This is a genomic window from Oricola sp., from assembly GCF_965230365.1.
Lineage (GTDB): Bacteria > Pseudomonadota > Alphaproteobacteria > Rhizobiales > Rhizobiaceae > Oricola.
In genome coordinates this window covers 607,418-634,048 of sequence record NZ_OZ246003.1, presented here as the reverse complement: position 1 = coordinate 634,048, position 26,631 = coordinate 607,418, and the positions used below count along the sequence as shown (strand labels likewise).

Here is a 26,631-nt window from a genome sequence, read left to right as displayed (position 1 = left end):
ACCTGGATTGATCGATGGCGAATGTTCTTGAAATCACCACCCGCATCATCGCGGAAAAGGCCGAACTCGATCCGAAAGAGCTGAGTGCGGAGTCGATCCTGGCCGATCTTGATATCCAGTCGCTTGAACTGGCCGAAATCATTTTCGATCTTGAGGAAGAGTTCGATATCGAGATCGAACTCAATGCCGCGGCAGCCTGGGAGAAGCTGAAGACTGTCGGCGATGTCGCCACGGCGGTCGGCGAACTCGCAGACCAGGGGGCCTGAATGGCCGCGCCGCGCGTCGTCGTCACCGGGATCGGCGGCCTGTGCTGTATTGGCAAGAACGCCACCGAGATTTGGCAGGCGCTGCGCGCCGGCACCTGCGGCATCGGCCCGCTGACGATCCACGACAAGGATGATCTCAAGGTCGCCATTGCCGGCGAAATCGCCGAACTTCCAGAACACGAGCTCGACAAGCGTCAGCTCATGACCATGGGCCGCTTCGGCCTGCTCGCGGTGCTTGCCGCCGGTGAAGCGCTTGCCCAGGCCGGCCTCAAGGGCGAGGACCGTCCGGCGATGAACATCGGTGCCATCATCGGTGCAGGCGTCTACGGCGGCGACGCGATGGAGAAGGCCTATCGCGATGTTTTTCGCGACGGCAAAAAACGCGCCGAGATCTTTACCGTGCCGAAGGCGATGCCCGCCTCGCCATCCGTGCAAACCAGCATGGTGCATGGGCTGAAGGGTCCGGTCCTCGGTGTCACCTCGGCCTGCTCCTCCTCCAACCACGCCATCGCCACCGCCTATGACATGCTGCGGCTGGGCCGCGCCGATGCGATCGTCGCCGGCGGTTCCGAAGCACCGCTCTCCTATGGCGTGCTCAAGGCATGGGAATCCATGCGCATTCTCGCCAAGACCGGCTGCCGGCCATTTTCAGCCGACCGCGAGGGACTTGTCCTTGGCGACGGCGCGGGGGCGATTGTCATGGAAACGCTCGAAAGCGCCGAGCGGCGCGGCGCAACAATCCTTGCCGAGATCGCCGGCGCGGGGCTGTCGGCCGATGCCGGCGACATTGTTTCACCCTCGGTGGAAGGGCCTGCTGCCGCCATCCGCGCCTGTCTTGCCGAAGCCGGCCTTGCTCCAGGCGATGTCGATTATATCAACGCGCATGGCACCGCCACCTCGGCCAATGACCGGGTCGAAACGGAAGCGATCCGCGCGGTCTTCAGCGCCGACGCCGACGGAATTTCCGTGTCTTCCACAAAATCGATGCACGCCCATTGCCTGGGCGCGTCCGGCGCGCTGGAAGCGATCGCCTGCATTGGCGCGATCTGCAACGGCGTGGTGCCGCCGACGGCGAACTACAACGAAGCCGATCCGCAATGCGATCTCGACGTGACGCCGAACACGGCGCGCGAGCGAAAGGTCGATGTCGCGCTGTCCAACGCTTTTGCGTTTGGCGGCGCCAACGCCGTTGTCGCGTTCAAGGCTTTCGACGCCTGACGGCATCGTTCTGGCTGGCCGCCATTCGAACAGGCGCTGCGGGTCGACGCCGCCTGACGGATAGGGCAGGCTCCAGGGCGGTCGGACTGTGCGCGGGCGAAAAATCCGCCGCCGCGCCTACAATTCTATCAGATGTGGCAATGTCCAGGTTACAAGGAAGATACGCGATCCCGCCTGGTGCATGAGTTTTTCGCTTATCTCGGCGTTTCTCCAACGAATTCAATCGCATAGTCCACGCGCGCGGCATTGTTTATCCACCGCGCCCGAACCGCCCCTATCATCGCCGGTGCCTTCTCACGGAAGTCTGGGTGCACACCGGTTCACAGGGAGAGAGACGGTGCCTGATTGGGTGAGGAGTGTTCGACCGCAGGTCGGCAAATCGACAACGATTTGTCCGGCATTCGGTAGCAAACGCACCATCTGGAAAGTACCGGAATTCGGGCGATTTGCCTATCCTTGGCGCATGCCCAAAGCCCGAACCGACACATTCGAACACACCATATCCGGCCTTCTGTCCAAGCGCGCCGATCTGCTTAGCGAAGCTCAGATATTGCGGGACCGCGTAGCCAAGATAAAAAACGATCTGGACGCGCTGGACCGTACCTTGGGCGTGCTCGGCTACGATGGTGACCTAGACGCCATGATGCCCCGCCAGAAACGCCATGTGCTGTTCGGCAGGGGCGAACTATCCCGTCAGGTGTCCAAGTGCTGCGCGAGGCCGGAAAGCCGCTCACAAGCCGCCGGATCGCGCAAGAGATTGTTTCCATGTCTGGCATGGACGCACGGGACCGGAAGTTCATTGGCGACCTGACGAAGCGTGTGGGCAAGGCCTGTAGGCAGTCGCCTACAGGAACTGTAGTGCGAGCGACTGACACGCGCGGGAATGTGGTTTGGTCACTCACCCGCTTTTAGCAGATCAATAAACATTATTGGCGATTCACTATTTCTGTTGTCTGGCGTGTCTAGCAGAGTGAAGCCGTACTTCTCATAGAATTTAACAGACTCTTTTTTCGCATCGACTACGACAAACCGACACCCAACCCAAGGGCAAACACGCTCGTTTGCGACACCAAGAGCCAAGTCAACAAGTATCGTTCCTATTCCAGTCCCGCGCATTCTTGAATCGACGGCAAGACGAGCGATCTTTAGCGCCGGATAGTGCTTATAGGGGTAATCCTCATTATTGACGAGATTGTTATCTTGCGGATTATCAGTTGCAATCTCACCAGAGACTATTGAGATATAAGCCTTCGGGACTTCATCCAATAAGGCAACGTAAGTACGCGCCAGCCGCTGACTTTCATAGTCTTGGGCGACCTTTCTTATGAATGTCTTTAGAGGTGCGAAATTCTCATGACCCAGTTTTAAGCCGGAGAATTTATGCTCCGGCTTCAAACGAACGACCTGAATATTCAGATCATTGTCATGGTTCGCGTCGTTTGCCACGAACCGTTATCGTGAACGAGACGGAATCTTGATCGCCCCATTCCCGAACCAGCTCGCGCCCGCGCTTTACGGATTCCTTGGCCGCAGCTTTAGGTCTTCCGTGCTTCACTTGGTTCGTGAATTTCTTGGCGTCATCCTCGGTCAGAGTAACACGGCCAAAGGCATGCGATTGGATGCTCATAGTGCTCTCCTTCCGTTATGTTGGTTGAACTGTGGACACCCCAAAAAGGTTGCAAAACGCATCCGTTTTTGTATAGCGGAAATATACGTATTTCCCTTTAGGTTGACAATGGCGAACCTAGCCTGTAATTACGGTAACGTAATTACAGGCTAGGCCAGTTTTCTCCAAAAATTAGAAAATCATTCTGCCATTCGGGCGATTTGCGGGTATTTTTAGAAATTTTCTCCCAGAGCACTTAACGAGCGAATTTATCTGGTATTTGGCGCACCCGCAAACGCATGTTTCAATCACAAATGCCGCATTTTCAGGAAGCTTCCGAGCGCTGCCAATACCCCTTCCATGTCCGGCTAACCGGCATCGCCATCGCGTTTTCGATCAGGCGCATGGCGTTGTCGCCGTTTGAGTTGCGGCGATTATCCTCCAGCCACGCGGCGTGGTTCGCGTACTGGTACAGGTAGTGCGGCGATACATGGTGATGCTGGCCGGACACCATGCGGCGCAAACGCGAGAAGAAGCTTTCAACCCAGTTCGTATGCTTGCCTTGGTCGCTGTAGGCTTCCGAGTGATTGACGCGCTCGACTTCCCAACCGGCGTGCAGCATGTCCCAGTGTGACGCTTCGTCGGCTGCGACAACGGCCATGCGGTCAATGTAACGTCAAAAAAAAGTTGTCACGCGGGAAGTTCACTGCCGCCTTCATGCTGCAGTGCCTAGAGGCGGTCGGCTCCCGCACACTGCATCTGAACTAGTCACCCTCGTCCGGCAAGTCCACGATTTGGTGCACTTGTGTCACGACGTATGCAACAATTCGACCATCCCTTAGGCGGGAGTTGGCATCGACCACGAAGCCCTTTTTGTAGATGTTATCGTCGGCTTCTCTGATCTCATGCTTGATCTTTTGTTCGATCAGTTCGGAACCATAAATCAACGCTTTCGGCTTTTCGTTGACCTCTCCGATCACGACTAGTTCGCCGGTCTTATCCAGATCGGTATCTGACTTTCTGGACCGCTCGAAGGTCATCAGAACCCGCTGATAATCGACGTGTTCGATTTGATCGAGAGCGTTCTTCTGTTCTTCCAATGTACGTTGCGCTGCCCGCGCTTCTTTTGTGTCAAATTTGATTTCCAGATTTCGACGCCAAACACCGTCTTCGTATGTGACGGACTCAATCTTCATCTGCCCGCCACTGTCGTTTGAGACCGACTTGATAGTATCGCCGATTTCTTTGATATCTGACTTCTTGGCGTCGTCGATAAATTGTCCGGAGATTAGTGCCCGCACGCGCTTGCTAAAGAGCGCGCCAAATCCCAAGACGATAAGAACATTGTCCATATAGCCAATGAGATCAGGAACATTCGGGAAAATATCGGCGACAATAGAGCCCTTACGGACTTCTTTGACATACATCTGGGCCTTGCCGCGAAGCTCAGGATGAAACTCCCGAAGATAGGCGTCAAATTGGCCGCCCATGCCTGCGAATAGCGAAGCAAAGTCGCCGATCTCAACCGGTTTTTTGATATCTAACCTTACGGTTAGATAGCCTTTGCTCTCCTCCATGAGTTGAGAATACGTTTTCATTTCCAGTTGTCATCCTTTTTGTGACAACCGACATCGAGTAGCCTTAACGACTGGCCTTGCGGCTTGGTGCGTTTGCTACCTAATGCCGGATTTGTCGATTGGAGCGACGAACGCCCGAAACGAAAGTGGAGGGCGGGAGGTCGATCACGCGGTGCCTTGCCTGGGTGATGAACCCCCAAGTCAGGGCGGCATGAAGCGGCGCGCGCAGTCTTGTTTTCCCGGACTTCGTTCCGGGCCGCCGACCGAAGCTGCAAGGTGAGGCCCGTTCCGGCTTCGGGCCCCCGCCAGCAAGCAAAGCGAAGCTTAAGGGTGGGGCAGAAAAGCCGGAGCAATCGATCCAGTGAATCGATTGCAGGGCCGAACGAGCGGGCGGTCAAAAAAATCTATCCACCGCTCCCAAACCCTCGCTTACAATCGCAATTGCCTTCTCACGGAAGTCTGTCGTGCACACCGGCTGATGGAGAGAGGGACGGTGCCCGGTGGGCGGTGCAGAGGTGCATCGCTGGGTGATGAACCCCCACGCCGGGGCGGCATGAAGCGGCGCGCGCAGTCTTGTTTTCCCGGACTTCGTTCCGGGCCGCCGACCGAAGCTGCAAGACCACCGAGCGGGCGGTCCGAGGATCGCTATTACTTGTTAGACGTTGCGATGCTTTGACCGCCCGTCTTCCAGAATATGAACAATCCGGTCTCGGGAAACGAGGCGCGGCGGCGGCGAAGTGTGCCGCTATCTCTCCTCCTGGCAGTGGTGAGGCGGCGGCAAAGCATACAAAGCGGAAGTAGAAGCCGCTCTGCCCAATTGTTTCCACCTAAGCGGGTTAGATCGCAGCTGTAACCGGTCCGGCCCCTGGCCGGCAAACCATCAGCAAGGATACTTTCGATGGCCCGCATCGCAGTCATTCTGACGCAGCAATTCGCCGACTGGGAATACGCCCTGATCGCCGGAACCGGCGGTCCGTTCTTCCAGTTCGAGATCGGCTTCTTCGCACCTGAAGCCGGGGAAGTCACCTCGCAGGGCGGGTTGACTGCCCTCGTCCCGCACACGACAGACGAAATCGCCGACTGGCAGCCCGACGCCATCGCCGTGATCGGTGGGATGGTTTGGGAATCGGACGCGGCACCGGATCTCGCTGATCTGCTCAGATCCCAACATGCGCGCGGCGGCACGGTCGCAGGCATCTGTGGCGGCACGCTGGCGCTGGCGCGCGCCGGGCTGCTCGACGATATCGCACATACGTCGAACGACGCCGAGTTCCTGAAACAGAATTCGAACGCTTATGCAGGCGCAGTGCATTACAAGGCCAGTGCTTCGGCCGTCGCCGACAACCGCATCATTACAGCGCCCGGTTCGGCACCCGTGAGCTTTACGGCAGCGGTGTTTGAAGCTGCCGGCTTGGATCAGGACTCGCTTGGCCAGTTCAGGTCGATGCTTGCGGCCGAGCATGGCTGATGGTCATGCTGGGTGATCGACCGGTTTCAGCACTGTCGCGCCAGCGGCCGCCGGCCGCGCCACATGATCGCGGATCGCATCCTGAACACCCTCGTCTTTCAGAATGCGCCGGTGGCCAAGCCCGCTGGTCGTCACCAGCCTGACATGGTCGCCTGCGCCCGCCATGCGCAGCGCATCCGCGTAAAGCACGTCGCGGTCATCCATGTCGTGCACGACAAGCACCGAACCGTCGTAGTCGCGAAGCTGCTCGGAGGCCACGAAGGTCTCAAGCGCCCGGCCAAGGATTGCCATGACCCGGTCTTCCATCGCCGATTGCGCCAGCTGCGGCAGACCGACAAAGCGGCCAAATCCGTCGAACAACGCCTTCAAAGAGTTCGGTGCGGCCAGCAGCACCAGTTTTTCCGGCGCGCGGGCTGGCACATGCATGGACGCGCCGATCGCCGCGTTCAACGCTATTGCGCCACCGAAGGAATGGCCGACCACGATGTCGAAAGGACCCTGGTCGCGCCAGGCCGCGTCGATGGCTTCGATCCCCTTGCCGAGATGCAGCTGACGGCCGTGCGAAGCGCCGTGGCCCGGCAGATCGAGCAGAACACAGTCGATTCCGGCCTTGTTGAGCGTTTTCGCGATGCCCGCCATGTGAACCGCATTGAACTTCCAGCCATGGATCAGCAGCGCCTTGCGGCCGCTCGTTCGTTCCGCCGGCATCGCCCAGGTGGCGACAACGCCGCTTCTCGTCTGCAGCAGTTTCGGTCCTGCCGCGTCGTTCAGCGTCGGGCGCGAACGCTTTTTCGGCGGACGCTGGACATGGCTGAACAGCCTGAATGCCAGCCGGCCCGTCGTCTTCGGCCAGCGGTTTCCGGAAAATGCGATCATTCGTTTTGCAATTCGGTTCTGCGCATGCAACATCGGATCAGATCCTATGAATGTTCAACGATGAACTAAGTAGTACAACCATGAACGATAAACAAGTAGACATGTGGGAAAATCCGCGATTCAGGAACTGGGTCGCAGTGGCGCGCGCCTGCCAGCTCGTCCAGCAGACGCTGTCCCGCGAACTGCGCCCGCTGGACATCAAGCCGCCGCAGCTCGACATTCTCGTCAACCTCGCCCGCACCGAGGGCATCAGCCAGCAGGAGCTTGCCCGCAAGCTGCTGGTCGGCCGCTCCAACATGACGATGCTCCTGCCGCAGCTCGAAAAACGCGGCGTTATAGAAAGACGGCCCGATGCCGATGATCGCCGCATCCTGCGCCTGTACCTGACCGAAGAAGGTCGCGGTCTCGCCGAGCGCGCTATCGCCACTCAGGCCGAGCTGATCGACGAGATCATGGCGCTGTCGACGGTGGAGGACTGCGAGATCGTCGGCAACACGATGCGCGACATGATCTCCATGCTCCAGGCGCGGGAGAAGGCAGCGAAAACCGAAAAGGATGACGCCGCCTGATGGAAAAGCGCCTGATAACCACCGGTTCGCCCTTCGAAAAAACCGCCGGCTATTCGCGCGCGGTCGTCAAGGGCGATTGGTGCTTTGTCTCCGGCACCACTGGCTACGACTACACCACCATGACCATGCCGGAAGACGTCGAGACCCAGACGCGCAACACACTGGCGACCATTGATGCGACCCTCGCCGAAGCCGGCTTCGCCCGCGCCGATATTGTGCGCGCGCAATACACGGTGACCGACGCCACCTTCGCCGACAGGGTGTTTCCGATCCTTGGTGCGTATTTCGACGGCATCCGCCCGGCCGCCACCATGGTCGTCGCCGGCTTGATCCGTCCGGAAATGAAGATCGAGATCGAAGTCACCGCGCTGCGCGCCTGAACCGCCCCTGCCGCCCTGCGGTTGAATTCCGGCGCCGCTGCCTCTATGCCCACTCGCGACCTTTCAACCGTACGGAAATCCCATTTCATGACAACACGTTCCCTTTTCCTGCTTCCAGGCGACGGCATCGGGCCGGAAGCCATGACCGAAGTCCGCAAGCTGATCGCCCACATGAACGAAGTGGAAGGCGCAGGCTTCGTCACCGATGAAGGGCTTGTCGGGGGTTCGGCCTACGACGCGCATGGCCAGTCGATCTCCGAAGCCGACATGCAAAAGGCGATGGCCGCCGACGCGGTTCTGTTCGGCGCGGTCGGCGGACCGAAATGGGACAGCGTGCCCTATGAGGTTCGCCCCGAAGCCGGCCTCCTGCGGCTGCGCAAGGACATGGCGCTGTTCGCCAATCTGCGCCCGGCCATTTGCTATCCGGCGCTCGCCGCCTCCTCTTCGCTGAAGCCGGAAGTGGTCGAAGGTCTCGATATCCTGATCGTGCGCGAACTAACCGGCGGTGTCTATTTCGGCGAGCCGAAGGAAATCCTCGACCTCGGCAACGGCCAGAAGCGTGGCATCGACACCCAAGTCTACGACACTTTCGAGATTGAGCGCATTTCCGGAGTTGCCTTCGAACTGGCACGCACCCGCGCCAACAAGGTCTGCTCGATGGAAAAGCACAACGTCATGAAATCGGGCGTTTTGTGGAAGGAGGTCGTCGCCGACACCCACAAGGCGAACTACTCCGACGTCGAACTCTCCCACATGCTGGCCGATGCCGGCGGCATGCAGCTGGTGCGCTGGCCCAAGCAGTTCGACGTCATCGTCACCGACAACCTGTTCGGCGACATGCTGTCGGATGTCGCCGCCATGCTGACCGGTTCGCTCGGCATGCTGCCCTCGGCCTCGCTCGGCGCACCAGATCCGGTAAGCGGCAAACGCAAGGCGCTTTACGAGCCGGTGCATGGCTCGGCGCCCGACATCGCCGGTCAGGGAATCGCCAACCCAATAGCCATGATCGCGTCGTTTGCGATGTGCCTGCGCTATTCCTTCGAGTTGATCGCCGAAGCCGACCGGCTGGAAAAGGCGATCTCGGCCGTCCTTGACAGCGGCCTGCGCACCGGCGACATCATGTCGGACGGTTGCACCCAGGTCTCGACCAGCGAGATGGGCGATGCTGTACTGAAAGCCTACGCCGAGGCTTGATGGCCACGCTGACCGGGGCGAAAATCCGCCCCGGCTGGTGCTCTTGGCCGTTACTGCCAGGTCGTGAACCCGATCGACAGCGTTTTCGGCGAGCCCGGCGATACACCGTTGACCCGGAACTGCGAGATCCGCCCCTCGTTGGTGCGCGCGCAGACATAGGAACCGACCGGCAGATCGCTGAGCGACACACGGTCTGTGGTCATCCGGGCCGCGGCACAACCGGCAGCACCGCGATTGGCGCGGTTGCCGACCCCGATGCGCGCGCCGTTGCGTGGCACCAGATAAAGCAGTGATGCGGTTTCCGCCTGGAACCAGAAATCAGCCCCGGTCTGGGTCACGGCGCCGCGGTCGAGGTCAAACAGATAGGTCTGCGGAATATTGAGCCCGCCGGTTGCTATGGTGTTCGCACCACCGCCGGCGCGCGTGCAGTTGAAACCGCCGCCAACGGCTTGGCAGGTCTGCCCCGCTGGCGCCTGGCGCTGCACGCTGCCCGACGATCCGTAGATGCACAAAAGGGCTGGCTTGCCGCCGATGTCCCGGACCTTGGTTTCCGACAGCCGGCTGACCAGAGGCGTGGTCCACCATCCCGAAGGCAACGGATCGGTGATCGTGCGGCGCGCCTGATCGAGTGGGCAGCGGATGAAATCGGCATGGGCGGTGCCGGCGGCACCTATGGCGAGAGCGGCGATGGCCGCGAATTCGAAAACGAGGCGCATGAATGGACTCCTTTGCAAATACTTTTCCGATATCTCGGCAGCATAGGCACGGGCAGGGTCGTCGCGATGTTGACTTTCGCACAGCGCTGACGCAAAGAAGCGCCCACCATGAGCATCATTGTGTCTAAAACCACGAAGACCGTCTGAGCGCTCCGCCCCACACTCTCCCGGGGGCGGGACGAGTGGTGCTTGCCGAAGCAAAGGGGAGAGGGAGCAAAGAGAAGGGCCATGGGCTTTACAATCGCAATCGCAGGCGCGACCGGCAGTGTCGGGCGCGAAATGCTTGAGATCCTCGCCGAACGCGGGTTTCCGGCCGATACCATCGTGCCGCTCGCTTCGCGCCGGTCCATCGGTCAGGAAGTTACCTATGGCGACAAGACGCTGAAGGTGCAGGCGCTCGAGAACTACGATTTTACCGATTGCGACATCTGCCTGATGTCGGCCGGCGGCAATGTCTCCAAGGAGTGGTCGCCGAAGATCGCCGCCAAGGGCTGCGTCGTCATCGACAACTCCTCGGCCTGGCGCTACGACAGTGACGTCCCGCTGATCGTGCCCGAGGTCAACGCCGATGCGATCGAGGGCTTCACGAAAAAGAACATCATCGCCAATCCGAACTGCTCCACGGCCCAGCTCGTCGTCGCGCTGAAGCCGCTGCACGACCATGCGACGGTCAAGCGGATCGTCGTCGCCACTTACCAGTCGGTTTCCGGCGCCGGCAAGGATGGCATGGACGAGCTGTTTTCACAGACCCGCGCGGTGTTCGTCTCCGACCAGGTCGAGAACAAGAAGTTTACCAAGCGGATCGCCTTCAACGTGATCCCGCATATCGATGTCTTCATGGAAGACGGCTACACCAAGGAAGAATGGAAAGTGCTGGCCGAAACCAAGAAAATCCTCGATCCGAAAATCAAGGTCACCTGCACGGCGGTGCGCGTACCCGTCTTCATCGGTCACTCGGAAGCGGTCAACATCGAGTTCGAAAACCCGATCACGGCTGACGAAGCGCGCGAGATCCTGCGCGAGGCGCCGGGCTGCCTTGTCGTCGACAAACCGGAGGACGGCGGCTACACCACGCCCTACGAAAGCGCCGGTGAGGATGCGACCTATATCAGCCGCATCCGCGAAGATGCGACGGTCGAAAACGGCCTCAACATCTGGGTGGTCTCCGACAATCTGCGCAAGGGCGCGGCCCTCAACGCCGTCCAGATCGCCGAAGTCCTGGTCAATCGCGGCCTGATCGCACCGAAAAAGCAGGCGGCTTGACACCTGGCATGCCGGGCGGGGTCCCCCGCCCGTTTCCCTGCTCGTTTCAGTTATACGGCAAAACAAGCCGAGCGAACAATGCCCGATGATCGGAACCGACGGGGCTGCTGACAGCACGCTCCGCTACCGATATATCCTTTGAAACAAGCACGTGGTCAATTGGCAATCCGAACGGAACCTGGCGCATCAGCCAGGTGTTATCGATTCGGTGACCCAATCCACTATCCTTGAGTTCACCCTCGGCAAGCATATCAGCGAACACGGGCGACCACGGAGTGACGTTGAGATCGCCAGCGACGAAGTACGGCGCCTTTTCCGACCGCGCGATTTCAGCGACCTTTTTGAGCGCAATGTCGCGCGATCCGACGCGAAATAGCGGTGACGGCGCGTGGAAGGCGATCATACGCCACTCTGCGCCGAGTGCATTGACCGTCGCGGTTACAACGGGTGACGCTACGCCCTCCCGCCGCACAGCGACATCGCTGAGGCGGTACCGGCTGAAGATCCTTAGCTCCTTGGTGCCGATCCGTCCCGATGATGCGGTGAAAGGGTAACGCTCTCGCAGCAGCGCGCCATACTGTGCGTCGGTCTCGCGGTTGATCTCGGTAAACGCGATGATGTCGGGTTGCCACTCTTCGATGACACCTGCGACGCGCTCCGGCGGCGCCTGTCCGAACAGCAGGTTCAACACCATTCCGTTCAGCGTTGGTCCATCCGGCGTGGCTTCGGCCGCTCGCACCGTTATCTGTGGTAATACAGGTGCCGCGTTCGCCATGAACGCGACGAATGTCAGTACCAGCACCAAGGAACTGCGCGAGACAACGAGCGCTGACGCCAGCAGAAAGACCGAAGTGACGAAGAACTGTATCCGCAAATCGGCCAGCAATCCGCCCCATGGCCAGAAGCCGCCAGTGAAACTCGCGGCGGTCGCTACGGCAAGCGCCATCGCAAATCCGACGGTTGCCACAGCCATGATAGTCCGCCAGGTCCGCATAGCTGGCTGCATCACAGCCGAATATGGCCAAACTGGGGTTTTCGACACGAACCGTTCATCGGGCATTAACCGGAACAGCGCAGATTGACGGCAGGCATGACAGCCGCGCGCAGGACATGAACGGTCCACCGGACACATCCGGTCGCCATGATCCTCGTAACGGCATCCAGACAATCCCGGCACCCCCTGCGCGCGTCTTCATGCGCATTGATGTAAGGGTACTGAAAATGATTGCCACGCTCGCCTACTGGGCTCGCCTTGAAATCCTCGACCGTTATTCGCTGACCAAGATCTTCACGGCCGGCATCCTGATGACGGTCATGACCATCGCCGGGTTCGGCGTCTTCGTCTGCTACGAATTGTCGTCTGTCTCCAACATGATCGGCAAGCTCTACCACTCGCCCTACACTGTCGGCCTGAAGCTGCGCGAGCTCGAGACCGACATCGTGTCGATGAACCGCACCATGCGCGACATCGTGCTGGCCGAAGACGAAACCGGCATCGAAATCGGCCTCTCGGTCGCGGCGGAATACGAGAAGCACGTCGCCGCCGGGTTCGAACTCGTCGGCGAGCGGTTTACCGGCGAACCCGCGCTGGTCGAGGATGCCCGGCTGCTGTTTGCCGAATGGAAACCGATACGCGACGAAATCGTCGCGCTGCGCCGGCAGGGTGACACCGTAAGCGCCGAAGCCATGCTGAAGACCGCCGGCAGCGCCCATATGGCGCAGATCAACGCAGCCCTGCGCAAGCTTCTCGCCGGCGCCAACAGCGCAGCCGAGACCTTCTACGGCAATGCCATCGCGACCCGCGACCTGGCAATGTTGATCACCATCGCGCTGCTGATCGCAGTCGGCGTGTCGATGGCTGGTGCCGGTTACCTGATCTGCGGCTCCATGAACCGCCGATTGCATCGCCTGCGCCTGGCCATGAATGCCATCGCTTCCGACGATCTCGACACCAAAATCCCCTATCTCAACTACGCCACCGAAGCCGGCGCGATGGCCGGGTCGCTGGAAGTCTTCCGCGACAACGCGCTACAGCGCAACCGGTTGGAAGCCGGTGCCGAGGACAGCCGCCGGACAGCGGACGCCGAGCGCCGCCAACGCGAGCAGCTTCGTGTCGATCACGAGAACCGGACGAAACTCGCCGTCGATGCGCTGGGAGGTGGCCTGACGCGGCTCGCGGACGGCGATCTCTCGATCAGCCTCGACGACCCCTTCATCGACGAACTCGACCGTCTGCGACTCGACTTCAACAACTCTGTGCGCAAGCTCAATGCAGCGATAGGCCATGTCCGCGAGGATACGCGATCGATCGACGACAACTCCCATGAGATGCGCTCATCCGTCGACGACCTTTCGAACCGTACCGAACACCAGGCGTCGGCCGTCGAACAGACGAATGCCTCGCTCGGCAAAATGACCGCGATGCTGCAGGATTCCGCCAAGCGAACGGTCGAAGCCGAGAAGATCGCCGGCGAGGCGAAGAACTCCTCGGAGAAGTCGGGCCGCATCGTTGCCGACGCCATCGAAGCGATGACACGTATTGAGGCAGCATCGAGCGAGATCACGAAGATCATCGAGGTCATCGACGCCATCGCGTTCCAGACCAACCTGCTGGCGCTCAATGCAGGCGTCGAGGCCGCACGCGCCGGCGATGCTGGCAAGGGCTTTGCCGTCGTCGCCCAGGAGGTGCGCGAACTGGCGCAGCGTACCGCCAACGCGGCCAAGGACATAAAACAGTTGATCTCGCAGTCCGGCGATGAAGTGACATCCGGCGTCAATCTCGTCTCGCAGACCGGCAAGGCGTTGACCGAAATCGCCGAATTCGTGACGACGATGAACGAACACATTCGTGCCATCGCCGCGACCGCACGTGAGCAATCTGCCGGTCTCGGCGAGATCAACGACACCATGTCCCAGATGGACCAGGTCGCGCAGCGCAATGCCGCAATGGTCGAGCAGATGACAGCTGCCACGCACCGCCTGTCGGAGGACACGGCCCATCTGTCGACCGCGATTGGCCAGTTCAGGCTCGCCGAGGTCGATATGACCAAGCCCGCGGCAGAGGCGGCGCCTGCGCCGGCGGCCTCGCCGGCCCGCGCCATGATCGCTTCGGTCGGCCGGGCGTTTTCCGGGCGCGGCGCCGCAGCGGCGGTCCAAAGCAAGGACTGGCAGGAGTTCTGACCGGCTTGACCGCCGACGACCGGAGCGATCCATCGGTGAAGCCCTGAGCGGGTGCGGACGCGCTGATACGGTTTGCGCGACCTCGACGACACACGCGGTTACCTCTTTCTTTTACACGGAAGAGAAAGCGATTTCGGCGGCTTAGCCGCAGGCCAAGTGCCAGAAATCGCAACAGAGGGATAGCATGCGGCGGCAACGGCGCCGCGGCGGACGCCGCCGAATACATCGGCAGGCGGCCGTTACTCGGCCGCCTTGGGATACTCGACCTTGTCCTTGCCCGCCTCGTCATTCTTGGCGGCCAGGCGGACAACGTCCGCCGTTTGGCCGGCATCCGCGGCTATCGCCGCCTGATCCGCATCCGCCACGCTTTCCACCTCGCCGGAGGCCACTGCTTCGGACGGCCGGCGCCTGAACATCTTCACCAGCAACGGCCGCTGGTCGGCCATCCACTTGTTGTCGCGGGTAAACAGCATCAGCGCCGATGGTGTGACGACAAGCGTGAGCACGGTCGAGAACGCGAGACCGAACACGATGGCGCTAGACAATGCGATCCACCATTGCGTCGACGGCGCGCCGATGGTCGCCTCGTGGCTGAGCAATGCGAGGTTGACGCCGAATGCGATCGGCAGCACGCCGAGGATTGCGGTTACCGCGGTCAGCATGACCGGTCGGACACGCTCGCGGCAGGTTTCCAGAACCGCCTCCAGCTTGTCCCAGCCCTCGTTACGCAGATGCGCATAGGTATCGATCAAAACGATGTTGTTATTCACCACCACTCCGGCGAGCGCGATCGTGCCGACTGCCGTCATCACGATGATGAACGGCATCTGCATGATCAAAAGGCCGAGCAGCACGCCGACCGTCGACATCACAACGGCGGTCAGAACCAGCGCCACATAGGTGAAGCGGTTGAACTGCGCCAGCAGCAGCGCACAGATCAGGAAGATCGCCACGCCGAATGCCTGGCCGAGGAACGCCGAGGCTTCCTCGCTTTCTTCGCTCGACGTTACGTTCCAGCGGATGTTCTCGCCCAGTCCGAGCGTCGGCAGCGCTTCAGCCATCTGAGCTTGGTAGACCGAGTCCTGTTCGCCCTCGATCAGGTTCGCAGACACCGTGATCGTCGGGTTTCCATCGACCCGTTTCAGCGTACCAAGGCTCTTGGCCGGTTCGCGCGATACGAAATTCGACAGCGGCACGGCGCCCTGGGATGTCTCGACCCTGAGCAGATCGAGCATCGACAGGGTGCGGCGGTCTTCCGGTAACCGCAGACGGATATCGACCGCGTCGTCGGCGCCAGCCGGCCGGTAGTCGGAGAGTTTCAGACCGGTCGTCACCAACTGCACCACCGTGCCGACCGAATTCGGCCCGATCCCGTATTTTGCGGCTTCGGTCCGGTCGACCTTCAGCTCCCAGTCGATCGAAGGCGGCGTCGAGCCGTCGGAAAGGTCGATCGCTTGCGGGATCGTCCGGACATAATCGGCAACCTTGGCGGCGGCTTCTTCCAGCCCGTCACGCGATACCGAAGAGATTTCCACGGTGATCGGTTTGGGCTGCGGCGGACCGGCATCGGGAACCGACACCTCGGCTTCGATGCCCGGCATGCCGCGCAGCGCGCTACGCAATTCGGTCAGGATTTCGCTCGCCGGCTGGCGTTCGCGCCAATCGACGAACTCGTACTGCAGCGTGGCAACGACATCCTCGTCGACCTGCGCGCCGAAACCGCCGCCCGTCGATTGCCCGACCCGGGTGTAGACCGTCTCGATACCCGGCCAGCCCAAGAGTTTGTCCTCGACAAGGCGCGCCGCCTCGTCCTGCTCGGCCAGCGAAAGATTGCCGCGCGCATGCACGTAAACCAGGCCGTATTCCGGCTCGACATCGGGGAACAGCTCGACGCCGGCATTGTAACGCGTAAATGCGACCACAATCGCCACCATCAGCGCCGACACCAGTCCGAGCGTGATCAGCGGATGCCGCACCGCCCGCTTGACGACGGCCATGTAGATCCCGTCGGGCGCGCGTTCCTCGACATGCGCCTTGCCGAAGATCGAGCCGAGCGTCGGTGCGAAGAACAAGGCATAGATAATCGACGCCGTCAGCGTGGCGATCAGGGTGAGCGGCAAGTAGCCCATGAACTCGCCCATGATGCCCGGCCAGAACAATAGCGGCGAGAACGCGGCGATGCGTGTCATGGTCGCGACGACCACCGGGCCGAACATGCGCCGGGCGGCTTCGGCGAAAGCCGGACGCGATGCCATGCCTTCGCTCATCCGCCGTTCGGCATATTCGGTCACGATGATCGCATCGTCGACCAGCATGCCGACCGCCAGGATCAGGCTGAACAGCACCACGATATTGACCGTAAAGCCGGCGACCGACAGCGCCAGGATACCCATCAGGAACGAGGTCGGGATCGCCAGGCCGATCAGCATCGACGAGCGGATGCCTAGGAAATAGAGAATAACGATAAAGACAAGGATCACTGCTGTCAGAACCGAGTTCTGCAGGTCTTCCAGCAGCGTACGGATATCGGTCGAGCGGTCCTGCGAGAACGTGATCTCGACGCCTGCGGGCAGCCGCGACTTGAAGTCCTCGGCTGTGGCCTTCACGGTGTCGATCGTCTCGATCAGGTTGGCGCCGGCACGCTTGGATACCTCGATGGCGATTGCCGGCTTGCCGTTGAAGCGGGCGATTGACTCCCGGTCCTCGAAAGTCGAACGCACGGTTGCAAGATCGCGCGCCCGCACGACCGCATTGCCGCTGGCGGCGATCGGCAGGTTGGCAATGTCCTCGACCGTCTCGATCAGCGCCGGAACCTTGACCGCGTATTTGCCGCCATCGCCTTCCATCGTGCCGGCGGCGACCAGTTGGTTGTTGCCGCGCACGCCAGCGATCATCTGATCGAGTTGCAAATTGTAGGACGACAGCTTCACCGGATCTATGATCACCTCGACCATCTCGTCGCGCGCGCCCTGCAAATTGGCTTCCAAAACCCCGGAAACCTCCTCGATAACGTCACGCAGTTCCTTTGCGGTGCGTGTCATCACGCGTTCCGGCGCATTGCCGGACAGCGTTACCACGAGGATCGGAAACTCCGAGATATTGACCTCGTTGACCGACGGCTCGTCCGCACCGTCGGGAAACTCCAGCTTGGCGTCGTCAACCTTGGAACGCACATCCTCGAGCGCTGTCGACAGATCGGCGTTGGGCTCGAACTCGATGACCACATTGCCGCCGCCCTGATAAGCGTTCGAGCTGATGGTATCGACGCTCTTGACGCTCTTCAGTTCGGTTTCGACCGGCCGCACGAGCAGTCGCTCGGCGTCTTCCGGCGAAATCCCCTGCAACGACAGGCTGACATAGACAACCGGAATCTGGACGTCCGGCTCGGCCTCTTTGGGAATGGTGACATAGGCTATCGCGCCGGCGACCAGAATGAACAGGAGGCCGGTGATGGTGAGCCTGGCGTTGTTGACCGCTACTTCGAGAAATCCCATGGGATCAAAGCGCTCCGGACGTTGCTTCCTCGACCAGCTTCCTGATCGTTTCGGAATCGGCTTCGACCGGATCCACCCTGTCGCCGTCGCCTACGAAGTTCTGGCCAGCGACGATGACGCGTGCGCCTTCGGGTATGCCACCCAGTATGAGCGCGCCCGTCGAATCGTCGACAATGTCGATGGGGTGAAACACCACTTCGTCCTCGTCATTGACCGTGCGCACGCCGATATCGCCGTCATCGCTCAGCGCCACGACCGAGCGGGGGACCGGCGTCGCCAGAACCGGATCGCCGCGAAGCACGATTTCGGCGGTCATGCCGTCCGGGATCGACAGATCCGGATTGGCAATCTCGACTTCGACCGCGAATGTCCGGGTCGCGGCATTCGCCGAACGGCTGAGGTAGCGCACCTCGCCCTGAACCACATCGCCACTGACCAGCCTGACATCGGCCGTCGAGCCGATCCGAGCGACCAGGAGATCGCCCTCGTTCACCTCACCGAGCGCGATGATCGGATCGAGCGCAATCAACGTGGCGACCGGCGTTCCGCCGTCGACCGACGCGCCGCGTTCGATCTGCAGAAGGTCGATGACGCCGCCATAGGGCGCGACAACATCAAGACGGTCGAGTTCAGCGCTAGCCTGTTCCAGTTGTGCTTCGGCGACGCGCAACGCCGACAATGCCGCTTCGCCGCGCAGCTTGGGCAAGGTACCTTGCTTGACCAAGCGAAGCTGGGCCTCGGCATCGGCCTTGGCCTGTTCGAGCTGTTGCTCGGCCATCCGCACATTGGCGTCGCGGCCCTCCGGCGCGATCCGCGCAATGACGTCGCCCTCCTTGACGATGGCGCCCTGGGCGATGTTGAGCTCGCCGATGATACCGCCGGTTCGCGCCGTCAATACGGTGCGTTTGTCGGCCTGCGTAACGCCGGAAATCCGTACCGAGCGGGCGTGACTGACCTGCGGAATGACCGCCGTGCCCACGGTTTGAAACTTGGGCGCGGCCTCGGGCGTCTGTCCTTCGGCAGTCTCCTCGACAGCCGGATCGGCTTCGCTCATCGCACTGCCAACGAATGAAAACTCGCCGGTCGCGATCCAAGCCGTCGAGCCCAGAAACACCAGAATGGCAATATACCGGTTCAATTTCATTGCAGTACCTGTAATCCTGTGGGCCAATCAGCGCATTGCAGAAACCCGGCCGCCGGCATTGAGTGGCATGTCTCCGGTCAAATGGCCTGTCGTTTCTGAATATTTTCAGAATCGATTGAAATCGATTCCTACATAGGCACGCGATTTAGGGCTTTCGACCATTCGGATTGATATTTCCTGAATCTTCCTGACTTTCGGAAACGATGCCGACCCTTTCTGACGGATTGACAAAATATCGAAATATGTCATACCGTCAAGACACGATGATGCAAGTGGACCGCGATAAACAAAGCGCCATTCTTTCCGCAGCGTACGATGTCTTCATCAATTACGGCTTTCGGAAAACATCCATGGACGATATTGCCCGTGTTGCCGGGATGTCGCGCCCGGCACTGTATCAGTTGTTTCGCAACAAGACTGACATCTTCCGCGCCTTGAGCATGCGCCTGCTCGACCTGATGGTCAACGATGCCCGCAATGCCCTGCGCAGCGACAAGCCGTTTGGCGAACGCCTGTTCGATGCCATCGACGCCAGCATTCTCGCCCAGCACCGCAAGATCTGCACGACCCCGCACGGTGTCGAACTCATGGGCGTCAACGACGAGTTCGCCGGCGATCTCGAGGTCAAATGGTGCGCCACCATGACGGATACGATCGCCGCAGAGATCGAGGAAGCCCACAAACACGGCGAAATCTCGCTTGATGGCCTGAGTGTCGATGCCGAGGCGGTCGCGGCCATCATCATGCAGGCACTGGAAGGTCTCAAGGCCGATGCGATCCGCGGCAATCCGGTCGAGCAAAAGGTCGAAAGGCTGATCACCTTCGTCGCCAATGCGCTGGTGGTCGAAAATCGCTGACCGGATCAGCCGCGCGTTTTACCACCCTGCATGCGCTTCATCGCATCGCGCACATGTTGACCGACGGATTTGCGGTCGGGCAGGATATCGGCGCTGAGTTCTTCCGACAGATCGAGCGTCGAGCGTTTGCCGATTGCCTCAAAACTCTGATCCAGGAAGTCCTCGGCCGCGGCGCGGCCCATCTCGAACAGATACTGCAGAAAGCTCCATTCGGCGTTGATCTTCGACGATGCGGATAGCTCCTCGACCACCGCATCGGCGGCGATTCGGTGCATGCGGATGGTGCGGTAGCGCGTATTGTCCAGCCGCCCGTCTTCCTTCAGCCGGCGGACGAACTCGATAGCGCGGAATTCGCGAAGCAAGCCGGCATTGAAGGTGATTTCATTGACACGGTCCTGGATCTCCATCGCTGTCTTCGGCGTGCGCCGGCGCTCGATAGGATTGATCTGGACAAGCAGGCAGTCCGAGGCTTCGGTATCGTAGAAGAACGGGTAGAGCACCGGATTACCGCCATAACCGCCGTCCCAATAGGGTTCGCCTTCGATTTCAACCGCCTTGAATACGGAAGGCAGGCAGGCCGAGGCCATCACGATGTCGGCGGATAGCTCATGCGGCATGAACACTCGCGGCTTGCCGTTCCACACATTGGTCGCCGAGATGAACGTCTTGATGTCAGAGCAGTCGTGTACGCGGTCGAAATCGATCTGCCGTTCGACGATCTCGCGCAGCGGGTTGATGTCCAGCGGATTGAGATCGTAGGGCGAAAACACCCGCGACATCAGGTCGTAGGTCCGGTAGGTCGGCGAATAGTCGAGGTTCCAGTTCCCCCACATGACATCGAGCGGTGTGCGCTGGACCGGCGAGAAACGGCCATTGCGGCTGACCGCCCGCCAGAAATCGTGCAACGATTGCCGCGCGCCGTCCGCACCGTCGCGAACCCATCCATCGACCAGCGCGACCGCATTCATCGCGCCGGCGCTGGTGCCCGAAATGCCGTCCGGGCTCAACCGGCCATCCTCCAGCAGCGCATCGAGGACGCCCCAGGTAAACGCGCCATGCGACCCGCCGCCTTGCAGGGCGAAATTGATGCGTTTGGTGTTCCGTTTGGCAGTTTTCTTGGCCATCGCATGCCTCCTGGAGCGTCTCCCGGTTAGCCTTGAACGCACTAAAGCGCCGTCCAGCCGCCATCGACCGAGATGGTGGTACCCGTGATCTGGGCGGCATGGTCCGAACACAGGAAAATCACGGTTCCGCCCAACTGCTCGGTCGTCGCGAACTCTTTGGACGGTTGGCGTTCCAGCAGGATGTCGCGGATCACCGTCTCACGATCCAGATTGTACTGCTTCATCGTGTCGGGGATCTGTTCTTCGACCAGCGGCGTCAGCACATAGCCGGGGCAGATCGCGTTGCAGGTTATCGGATCCTCGGCCGTTTCCAGTGCGATCACCTTTGTAAGGCCAACCATGCCGTGTTTTGCGGCGACATAGGCCGATTTGTAGGGCGAGGCGGTCAAACCGTGCGCCGAAGCCAGGTTGATCACCCGCCCCCAACCGTTTTCGCGCATCATCGGCACGGCGGCAGCGGCCGTGTGAAACGCCGAACTGAGGTTGATCGAAAGGATCGCATCCCACTTGCCAGCCGGAAAATCCTCGACCGGCGCCACATGCTGGATACCGGCATTGTTAATCAGGATATCCACTGCGCCGAAACGCTCGGCCGCCTTTGCGACCAGGGCCCGGCACTGCTCGCCGTCAGACATATCGGCCTTGATGTAGGCGGTATCATTGCCGGCGTCGCGTGAGATTTCGGCGGCCAACGCATGGTCGGCTTCGTTGTCGGTGAACGAATTGATAACCACGTTCATTCCTTCATCCGCGAGCGCGCGCGCGATTCCAAGCCCGATACCGGAGTTCGATCCGGTGACGACTGCTGTTCTGGCCTTTGCCATTGTCTCCAGTTCCTCTATGTGATTGCCGAGCACGGGTGCTGCAGCGCAACATATGCTTTTTTGCACCCATGTCAGATCACAGTTTGGCGAAAACGCGGCGGCTGTCGTGACGGGAGGGATATCGATGTCGATCAGGATCTACGGCTATGCGGGATGCACGACGGTCAAGAAAGCGCGCGACTGGGCGGAAGGGGCCGGTCTGGAGGTTGAGTACCAGCATTTTTCGGCAGTCCCGGCGCTTGAGCGCGAGATCGCCGCTTGGGTCGAGCGCGCCGGCATCGATGCCGTGTTCAATGCGCGCGCCCAGACGTTGCGCAAGCTTCCCGCCAACGAGCAGGCCGCCATCACCGCAAGCCAGGACGCGAAGATCGCCGCCATGGCCGCCGAGCCACGGCTGATCAAGCGGCCTGTCGGCACAGATGGCGCGACCGTGCTGACCGGCTTCGATCCGCACGCCTGGAAAGGCGCGTTTGGCTGAGGGTTGATTGCGAAGCCTGAGCCTCCACTATATGGAGAGGCGGCCACAACCGACATGGACACGATGACGGAACTTCTTACCGAACCCCTCGCACGGCGGACCACAGTCGGCGTCAATGTCGGCGGCGTCACGGTCGGTGGCGGCGCCCATGTCGTTGTCCAGTCCATGACCAATACCGACACGGCGGATATCGACGCCACCGTCGCCCAGGTCGCGGCCCTCCACCGTGCCGGCTCGGAAATCGTCCGCATCACGGTCGACCGTGATGAAAGCGCCGCCGCTGTCCCGAAAATACGCGAGCGGCTGGAACGTGTCGGCGTGTTTGTGCCGCTGGTCGGCGACTTTCACTATATCGGCCACAAGCTTCTGGCCGATCATCCGGCCTGTGCCGAGGCGCTCGCCAAATACCGGATCAATCCCGGCAATGTCGGCTTCCGCGAAAAGCGCGATCGGCAATTCGTCGATATCATCGAGATGGCGAACCGCCATGAAAAGCCGGTGCGCATCGGCGTCAATTGGGGATCGCTCGACCAGGAGCTGCTGACCCGCCTGATGGATGAGAACCAGAAAAATGGCTCGCCGATGAGCGCCCGCGAGGTAACGCGCGAGGCAATCGTCCAGTCGGCCATCCTGTCGGCGGAACTGGCCGAACAGGTCGGCATGCCGCGTTCGAAGATCATCCTGTCGGCCAAAGTCAGTCAGGTGCAGGACCTGATTGCTGTCTATGCCGAACTCGCCAAGCGCACCGATCATGCCCTGCATCTCGGATTGACCGAAGCCGGTATGGGATCCAAAGGCATCGTCGCCTCGTCAGCGGCAATGTCGATCCTCTTGCAGCAGGGCATCGGCGACACGATCCGCATCTCCCTGACGCCGGAACCGGGCGGCGACCGCACGCGGGAAGTCCAGGTCGCCCAGGAATTGCTGCAAACCATGGGTTTCCGGCAATTCGTACCGGTTGTCGCGGCCTGCCCCGGCTGCGGCCGCACCACCTCGACGGTGTTCCAGGAACTGGCCCAGACCATCGAGGAAGATTTGCGCCGCAACATGCCGGTCTGGCGTGATCGTTATCCCGGCGTCGAAAACCTGCAGGTCGCGGTCATGGGGTGCATTGTCAACGGCCCGGGCGAATCCAAACATGCCGATATCGGCATCTCGCTTCCCGGCACCGGTGAAACACCGGCGGCACCCGTGTTTATCGACGGCAAGAAAGCCGCGACGCTGAAAGGCCCGAACATCGCAGCCGACTTCCAGGACATGGTCGCCGATTATATCGAACAGCGCTTCGGCAGTGGTGAGAAGCTGAAGGCCGGCTAAGCGCAGGTCAAGACTGCCGGTAGGCGACAAACCGCGCCGTTTCAACCAGTATACCCGCGCGTTCCCCGAACGGGGCGAGCGCGTCTTCGGCTTGCGCGACAAGCCGGTCGAGTTCACCACGCGCCCAGCCGGTGCCCCGCAATGCGACCAGCGTGCCCTTGCCGGCGGCCGCATCCTTGCCGGTCGCCTTGCCCATGGCGTCCGCCGATTGGGTGACGTCGAGCAGGTCGTCGGCAAGCTGGAAGGCAAGCCCGATGGTCTCGCCGTAGCGCACCAGCCGCCACCGGTCCTCGTCCGCAGCGCCAGCGAGAATCGCGCCCGCTTCGCACGCATAGCGGATCAACGCCCCGGTCTTCATCAACTGCAGCGTGACGATCCCGTTCTCGTCCGGCTTCTCCACCGAAGCCGCAAGATCGAGCGCCTGACCGCCGGCCATGCCGCCAATGCCGGCGGCGCGCGCCAGGCTGCCCGCCAGCTCACAGCGGATCTCCGCCGAAAGCCCGCTCATGGGATCGGTGACCAGATCGAAAGCCAATGTCAAAAGACTGTCGCCTGCCAGAATCGCTGTCGCCTCGTCGAAAGCCTTGTGCACGGTCGGTTGGCCGCGCCGCACATCGTCATCGTCCATTGCCGGCAGATCGTCATGGATCAGCGAATAGCAGTGCACGCATTCCAGCGCGGCCGCCGCATGAAATGCAGCTTTGTCTTCAACGCCAAAAAGTTTCGCCGTTTCCAGGACGAGAAATGGCCGGATTCGTTTTCCGCCATTGAGCGCGCCATGTCGGATCGCCGCGACCAGCCGCTCAGGGCGCGTCACCTCGCCAGCGACCGGCTCGGGGCCGAGCGCAGTCGACAGGAAATGCTCCACCTCGGCGGCACGCGCCAAAAGAACCTTCTGGAACTCGTCATTCATCATCGTCGCTTCGTGGCGGCGACGCCCTCGCCGGTCAAGCCTGTTTCGTAAAACCACTGACGATGTTGCGGCAACGCGCCGTTTTTGCTTAGAGCCACAACGGATCCACATCGAGCGGGATAAGATCGGCTTGACTTCCAGCAAGACGAAAGCGAACCGTGCGCGCGGCAGAGCCCCCGGCAAGAGCCGACGTTCGGCCAAACGGAAGAAGGCGACAAGCTGGCGGACCCGGATCCGGCGGCTGTCGCTGATCGCGCTTGCCGCTATCGTTCTGATTGTTGCCACCCCTTTGATCCTTACAGTCGCGTACCGCGTCGAACTCCTTCGCCCAGTTTCGATGCTGATGCTCGCCGACATTGTGCGGTTTCGCTTTCCCGAGCGCGACTGGATCGAGATCGAGGATGTCCCGCCAGCGCTTCTGCAATCGATCGTCATGTCTGAAGATGGTCAGTTCTGCCGGCACCGCGGCGTCGATTGGGGTGCCTTGAACTTGGTGATTTCCGACGTTCTCGAGGGCGAACGGGCTCGCGGCGCATCGACGATCACCATGCAGACCGTCAAGAACCTCTATCTCTGGAATTCCCGTTCGTTCATCCGCAAGGGGCTGGAGGTGCCACTGGCGCTGTGGTTCGACCTCGTTCTGCCCAAAAAGCGGATCATGGAGATCTACATCAACATCGCAGAGTGGGACGCCGGTGTTTACGGCGTGCAGGCGGCAAGCTGGACCCATTTCGGCAAACCCGCCGAGTTCCTGACGGCACGAGAAGCCGCGCTTCTGACCGTCGCCCTGCCCAATCCGCATGTCCGCGATCCCGCAACGCCAGGGCCCGGTCTCAGCCGGATTGCGGGTATCGTTCAGGAACGTGTCCGCCTTTATGGAGCCCGTGCTAGCTGCGTTTATTGACGGCGGCACAATTTTTCCTGATATGGCTGGTCAAACCGCCAACGAGCGTGTATAGGCGCGCAATCTTTTTTCAGCGAAATCACCGACGAAAGCGGGCCAGACCGGGCAAACCGCACACTCGTCCGGAAAACTGGAGACTAAAATGGCTGTTCCGAAGCGAAAGGTAACGCGCGCCAAACGCGGTATGCGCCGTTCTACCGACGCACTGAAAAACCCGAGCTACGTCGAAGACAAAAACTCCGGCGAACTGCGCCGCCCGCACCACATCGACCTGAAAACGGGCATGTATCGCGGTCGCCAGGTTCTGGAGCCGAAGGAAGGCTGACCAGCCGTCCCGACATGCAGGAAACATGAAACCCGCGGACAAGCCGCGGGTTTTTTTTGTTACTGGTCGATCTGCGCGGCCATGATCGCGATCGCCTTTTGATAGACGCCGGCCGCATTCCAGCCCTGGATCGCCCGAAAGTTTGCCTGGCCGGGCTGATACCCGCGGCCGGGCCGCCAGCCATGCGCGCGCAGGAAATTCGCCGTCGAGGCAAGCGCATCGGCTTTCGACCCGGCAAGATCGATCCGACCGTTGCGATCGCCATCGACACCGTATTTCAGCACGCTGCCCGGCAGAAACTGAGTATGGCCGATTTCGCCATGCATGGCACCCTTGGTGTTGGCGGAGATGATCCCCCGGTCGACCAGTTGCAGGGCCGCGTAGAGATGGCCGGTGAAAAACTTCGACCGGCGGCAATCATAGGCCAGGGTCGCGATTGCCGAGACCACATTGGCGTTGCCCATGAAGCGCCCGAAACCGGTTTCCATGCCGTGGATCGCGAGCAGCGGACCGGCGGGAACGCCGTATTTGCGCTCTATGGATGACAGCAGACGGGCATCGACCCGCTTGCGCTTGCGCCCCTGCGAGACAATCGCATTGGCGCCGCGCACCTGCATGAACTTCGAAAGCGAGTAGCGGAAGGACTTCTGGTTGCGGTCGGCGGCGATGGTCTTGGTCGCGTAGCGCGTGCCAGCCAATGCCTTCAGCCCGCGATTGCCAATTCCCTTGGCCCGCGCCTCCTTGGTAAACTGCACCTTCCAGGCTTCAAACCCCGCGCTCGTGTTGCCGCATTGCGCGGCTGAGGCCGGCATGGCCTGTATGGCGACGGCGGCAAGAGCACATATTGCAATAGTCGCGAGTCTCAACGTCATGCGATTCCCTCCAGCATGGATGCTCACGGTTTGCTTACGCGGCAATACATGACCGATTTGTCGCAG

At 60.9% G+C, this 26,631-nt stretch carries 27 protein-coding genes and 1 pseudogene; 15 read left to right on the top strand and 13 right to left on the bottom strand.

Annotated elements, in window-relative coordinates; all coding sequences use genetic code 11:
* Nucleotides 1-14: 14 nt before the first annotated feature.
* The 3 genes from ACO06R_RS03045 (at nucleotide 15) to ACO06R_RS03035 (ending at nucleotide 2,295) form a co-directional block, all read left to right on the top strand.
* Nucleotides 15-266 (top strand): phosphopantetheine-binding protein, encoded by a 252-nt coding sequence (locus tag ACO06R_RS03045; protein WP_421855907.1) that lies wholly within the window; start codon nucleotides 15-17, stop codon nucleotides 264-266.
* Entirely contained in the window at nucleotides 267-1,484 is a 1,218-nt protein-coding gene (locus ACO06R_RS03040; RefSeq protein WP_421855905.1) for a beta-ketoacyl-[acyl-carrier-protein] synthase family protein, read from the top strand.
* 337 nt (nucleotides 1,485-1,821) lie between these two features.
* Nucleotides 1,822-2,295, top strand: coding sequence for a hypothetical protein (locus ACO06R_RS03035; RefSeq protein WP_421855903.1), 474 nt, complete (start codon nucleotides 1,822-1,824; stop codon nucleotides 2,293-2,295).
* An 83-nt stretch (nucleotides 2,296-2,378) separates the two neighbouring features.
* Here the strand turns inward: ACO06R_RS03035 and ACO06R_RS03030 are convergent, their stop codons facing one another.
* The 3 genes and pseudogenes from ACO06R_RS03030 to ACO06R_RS03020 form a co-directional block, all read right to left on the bottom strand.
* Nucleotides 2,379-2,930 carry a GNAT family N-acetyltransferase gene (locus tag ACO06R_RS03030; protein WP_421855901.1) on the bottom strand — a complete coding sequence of 184 codons (552 nt, stop codon included), beginning with the start codon at nucleotides 2,928-2,930 and terminating at the stop codon, nucleotides 2,379-2,381.
* The gene (locus ACO06R_RS03025) at nucleotides 2,908-3,111 is read right to left on the bottom strand and encodes a hypothetical protein (RefSeq protein WP_421855899.1); all 204 of its coding nucleotides are present in this window, start codon (nucleotides 3,109-3,111) and stop codon (nucleotides 2,908-2,910) included. The genes ACO06R_RS03030 and ACO06R_RS03025 overlap by 23 nt, the downstream gene beginning before the upstream one ends.
* Nucleotides 3,112-3,415: 304 nt before the next feature.
* Nucleotides 3,416-3,754: pseudogene (locus ACO06R_RS03020) on the bottom strand (transposase); the annotation flags it as partial.
* Here ACO06R_RS03020 and ACO06R_RS03015 point away from each other — a divergent pair.
* A complete protein-coding gene (locus tag ACO06R_RS03015; RefSeq protein WP_421855897.1) occupies nucleotides 3,721-3,858 on the top strand; it encodes a DUF6471 domain-containing protein in 138 nt (45 codons plus the stop codon). The pseudogene ACO06R_RS03020 and the gene ACO06R_RS03015 sit on opposite strands and share 34 nt — an antisense overlap.
* Here the strand turns inward: ACO06R_RS03015 and ACO06R_RS03010 are convergent.
* Nucleotides 3,855-4,688, bottom strand: a complete 834-nt coding sequence (locus ACO06R_RS03010; protein ID WP_421855895.1) for a hypothetical protein — start codon at nucleotides 4,686-4,688, stop codon at nucleotides 3,855-3,857. The genes ACO06R_RS03015 and ACO06R_RS03010 overlap by 4 nt on opposite strands.
* A gap of 877 nt (nucleotides 4,689-5,565) precedes the next feature.
* Here ACO06R_RS03010 and ACO06R_RS03005 point away from each other — a divergent pair.
* The gene (locus ACO06R_RS03005; protein WP_421855893.1) at nucleotides 5,566-6,135 is read left to right on the top strand and encodes a DJ-1/PfpI family protein; all 570 of its coding nucleotides are present in this window, start codon (nucleotides 5,566-5,568) and stop codon (nucleotides 6,133-6,135) included.
* 3 nt (nucleotides 6,136-6,138) lie between these two features.
* On the opposite strand, the gene ACO06R_RS03000 is transcribed toward ACO06R_RS03005, so the two are convergent.
* A complete protein-coding gene (locus ACO06R_RS03000) occupies nucleotides 6,139-7,011 on the bottom strand; it encodes an alpha/beta hydrolase (protein WP_421855891.1) in 873 nt (290 codons plus the stop codon).
* An 80-nt stretch (nucleotides 7,012-7,091) separates the two neighbouring features.
* Here ACO06R_RS03000 and ACO06R_RS02995 point away from each other — a divergent pair, with 80 nt between their 5' ends.
* The 3 genes from ACO06R_RS02995 (at nucleotide 7,092) to leuB (ending at nucleotide 9,154) form a co-directional block, all read left to right on the top strand.
* On the top strand, nucleotides 7,092-7,580 hold the full coding sequence (locus ACO06R_RS02995; RefSeq protein ID WP_421855889.1) for a MarR family winged helix-turn-helix transcriptional regulator: 489 nt from the start codon (nucleotides 7,092-7,094) through the stop codon (nucleotides 7,578-7,580).
* A complete protein-coding gene (locus tag ACO06R_RS02990; RefSeq protein ID WP_421855887.1) occupies nucleotides 7,580-7,960 on the top strand; it encodes a RidA family protein in 381 nt (126 codons plus the stop codon). Before ACO06R_RS02995 ends, ACO06R_RS02990 begins: the two co-directional genes overlap by 1 nt.
* Before the next feature lie 87 nt (nucleotides 7,961-8,047).
* Nucleotides 8,048-9,154, top strand: a complete 1,107-nt coding sequence (gene leuB, locus ACO06R_RS02985; protein ID WP_421855885.1) for a 3-isopropylmalate dehydrogenase — start codon at nucleotides 8,048-8,050, stop codon at nucleotides 9,152-9,154.
* Nucleotides 9,155-9,204: 50 nt separating this feature from the next.
* Here the strand turns inward: leuB and ACO06R_RS02980 are convergent, their stop codons facing one another.
* On the bottom strand, nucleotides 9,205-9,870 hold the full coding sequence (locus ACO06R_RS02980; RefSeq protein ID WP_421855883.1) for a hypothetical protein: 666 nt from the start codon (nucleotides 9,868-9,870) through the stop codon (nucleotides 9,205-9,207).
* 228 nt (nucleotides 9,871-10,098) lie between these two features.
* Here ACO06R_RS02980 and ACO06R_RS02975 point away from each other — a divergent pair, with 228 nt between their 5' ends.
* Nucleotides 10,099-11,133 carry an aspartate-semialdehyde dehydrogenase gene (locus ACO06R_RS02975; protein ID WP_421855881.1) on the top strand — a complete coding sequence of 345 codons (1,035 nt, stop codon included), beginning with the start codon at nucleotides 10,099-10,101 and terminating at the stop codon, nucleotides 11,131-11,133.
* A gap of 46 nt (nucleotides 11,134-11,179) precedes the next feature.
* Here ACO06R_RS02975 and ACO06R_RS02970 read toward each other — a convergent pair whose 3' ends face one another.
* Entirely contained in the window at nucleotides 11,180-12,193 is a 1,014-nt protein-coding gene (locus ACO06R_RS02970; protein WP_421855879.1) for an endonuclease/exonuclease/phosphatase family protein, read from the bottom strand.
* Nucleotides 12,194-12,354: 161 nt separating this feature from the next.
* On the opposite strand from ACO06R_RS02970, the gene ACO06R_RS02965 reads away from it, so the two are divergent.
* Nucleotides 12,355-14,313, top strand: coding sequence for a methyl-accepting chemotaxis protein (locus ACO06R_RS02965; protein WP_421855877.1), 1,959 nt, complete (start codon nucleotides 12,355-12,357; stop codon nucleotides 14,311-14,313).
* Nucleotides 14,314-14,552: 239 nt separating this feature from the next.
* Here ACO06R_RS02965 and ACO06R_RS02960 read toward each other — a convergent pair whose 3' ends face one another.
* Together ACO06R_RS02960 and ACO06R_RS02955 are read right to left on the bottom strand one after the other, a co-directional pair.
* Entirely contained in the window at nucleotides 14,553-17,807 is a 3,255-nt protein-coding gene (locus ACO06R_RS02960; protein ID WP_421855875.1) for an efflux RND transporter permease subunit, read from the bottom strand.
* 4 nt (nucleotides 17,808-17,811) lie between these two features.
* Nucleotides 17,812-18,951 carry an efflux RND transporter periplasmic adaptor subunit gene (locus ACO06R_RS02955; RefSeq protein ID WP_421855873.1) on the bottom strand — a complete coding sequence of 380 codons (1,140 nt, stop codon included), beginning with the start codon at nucleotides 18,949-18,951 and terminating at the stop codon, nucleotides 17,812-17,814.
* 203 nt (nucleotides 18,952-19,154) lie between these two features.
* Here ACO06R_RS02955 and ACO06R_RS02950 point away from each other — a divergent pair, with 203 nt between their 5' ends.
* Nucleotides 19,155-19,808 carry a TetR/AcrR family transcriptional regulator gene (locus ACO06R_RS02950; protein ID WP_421855871.1) on the top strand — a complete coding sequence of 218 codons (654 nt, stop codon included), beginning with the start codon at nucleotides 19,155-19,157 and terminating at the stop codon, nucleotides 19,806-19,808.
* Nucleotides 19,809-19,813: 5 nt separating this feature from the next.
* Here ACO06R_RS02950 and ACO06R_RS02945 read toward each other — a convergent pair whose 3' ends face one another.
* Entirely contained in the window at nucleotides 19,814-20,932 is a 1,119-nt protein-coding gene (locus tag ACO06R_RS02945; protein ID WP_421855869.1) for a patatin-like phospholipase family protein, read from the bottom strand.
* Between the two features lie 41 nt (nucleotides 20,933-20,973).
* The gene (locus ACO06R_RS02940; RefSeq protein ID WP_421855868.1) at nucleotides 20,974-21,756 is read right to left on the bottom strand and encodes a 3-hydroxybutyrate dehydrogenase; all 783 of its coding nucleotides are present in this window, start codon (nucleotides 21,754-21,756) and stop codon (nucleotides 20,974-20,976) included.
* Between the two features lie 124 nt (nucleotides 21,757-21,880).
* Between ACO06R_RS02940 and ACO06R_RS02935 the strand changes: the two genes are divergently transcribed.
* Entirely contained in the window at nucleotides 21,881-22,234 is a 354-nt protein-coding gene (locus ACO06R_RS02935; RefSeq protein WP_421855866.1) for an arsenate reductase family protein, read from the top strand.
* 63 nt (nucleotides 22,235-22,297) lie between these two features.
* Nucleotides 22,298-23,551: a flavodoxin-dependent (E)-4-hydroxy-3-methylbut-2-enyl-diphosphate synthase gene (gene ispG / locus ACO06R_RS02930; RefSeq protein WP_421855864.1), complete on the top strand. Its 1,254-nt coding sequence runs from the start codon at nucleotides 22,298-22,300 to the stop codon at nucleotides 23,549-23,551.
* Nucleotides 23,552-23,558: 7 nt separating this feature from the next.
* On the opposite strand, the gene ACO06R_RS02925 is transcribed toward ispG, so the two are convergent.
* Nucleotides 23,559-24,467: a polyprenyl synthetase family protein gene (locus ACO06R_RS02925; protein ID WP_421855862.1), complete on the bottom strand. Its 909-nt coding sequence runs from the start codon at nucleotides 24,465-24,467 to the stop codon at nucleotides 23,559-23,561.
* Nucleotides 24,468-24,594: 127 nt separating this feature from the next.
* On the opposite strand from ACO06R_RS02925, the gene ACO06R_RS02920 reads away from it, so the two are divergent.
* Both ACO06R_RS02920 and rpmF read left to right on the top strand, forming a co-directional pair.
* Nucleotides 24,595-25,368 (top strand): biosynthetic peptidoglycan transglycosylase, encoded by a 774-nt coding sequence (locus tag ACO06R_RS02920; RefSeq protein ID WP_421855860.1) that lies wholly within the window; start codon nucleotides 24,595-24,597, stop codon nucleotides 25,366-25,368.
* Nucleotides 25,369-25,510: 142 nt separating this feature from the next.
* On the top strand, nucleotides 25,511-25,693 hold the full coding sequence (rpmF, locus tag ACO06R_RS02915) for a 50S ribosomal protein L32 (protein WP_421855858.1): 183 nt from the start codon (nucleotides 25,511-25,513) through the stop codon (nucleotides 25,691-25,693).
* 59 nt (nucleotides 25,694-25,752) lie between these two features.
* Here the strand turns inward: rpmF and ACO06R_RS02910 are convergent, their stop codons facing one another.
* Nucleotides 25,753-26,565 (bottom strand): lytic murein transglycosylase, encoded by an 813-nt coding sequence (locus ACO06R_RS02910; RefSeq protein ID WP_421855856.1) that lies wholly within the window; start codon nucleotides 26,563-26,565, stop codon nucleotides 25,753-25,755.
* Nucleotides 26,566-26,631: the final 66 nt, after the last annotated feature.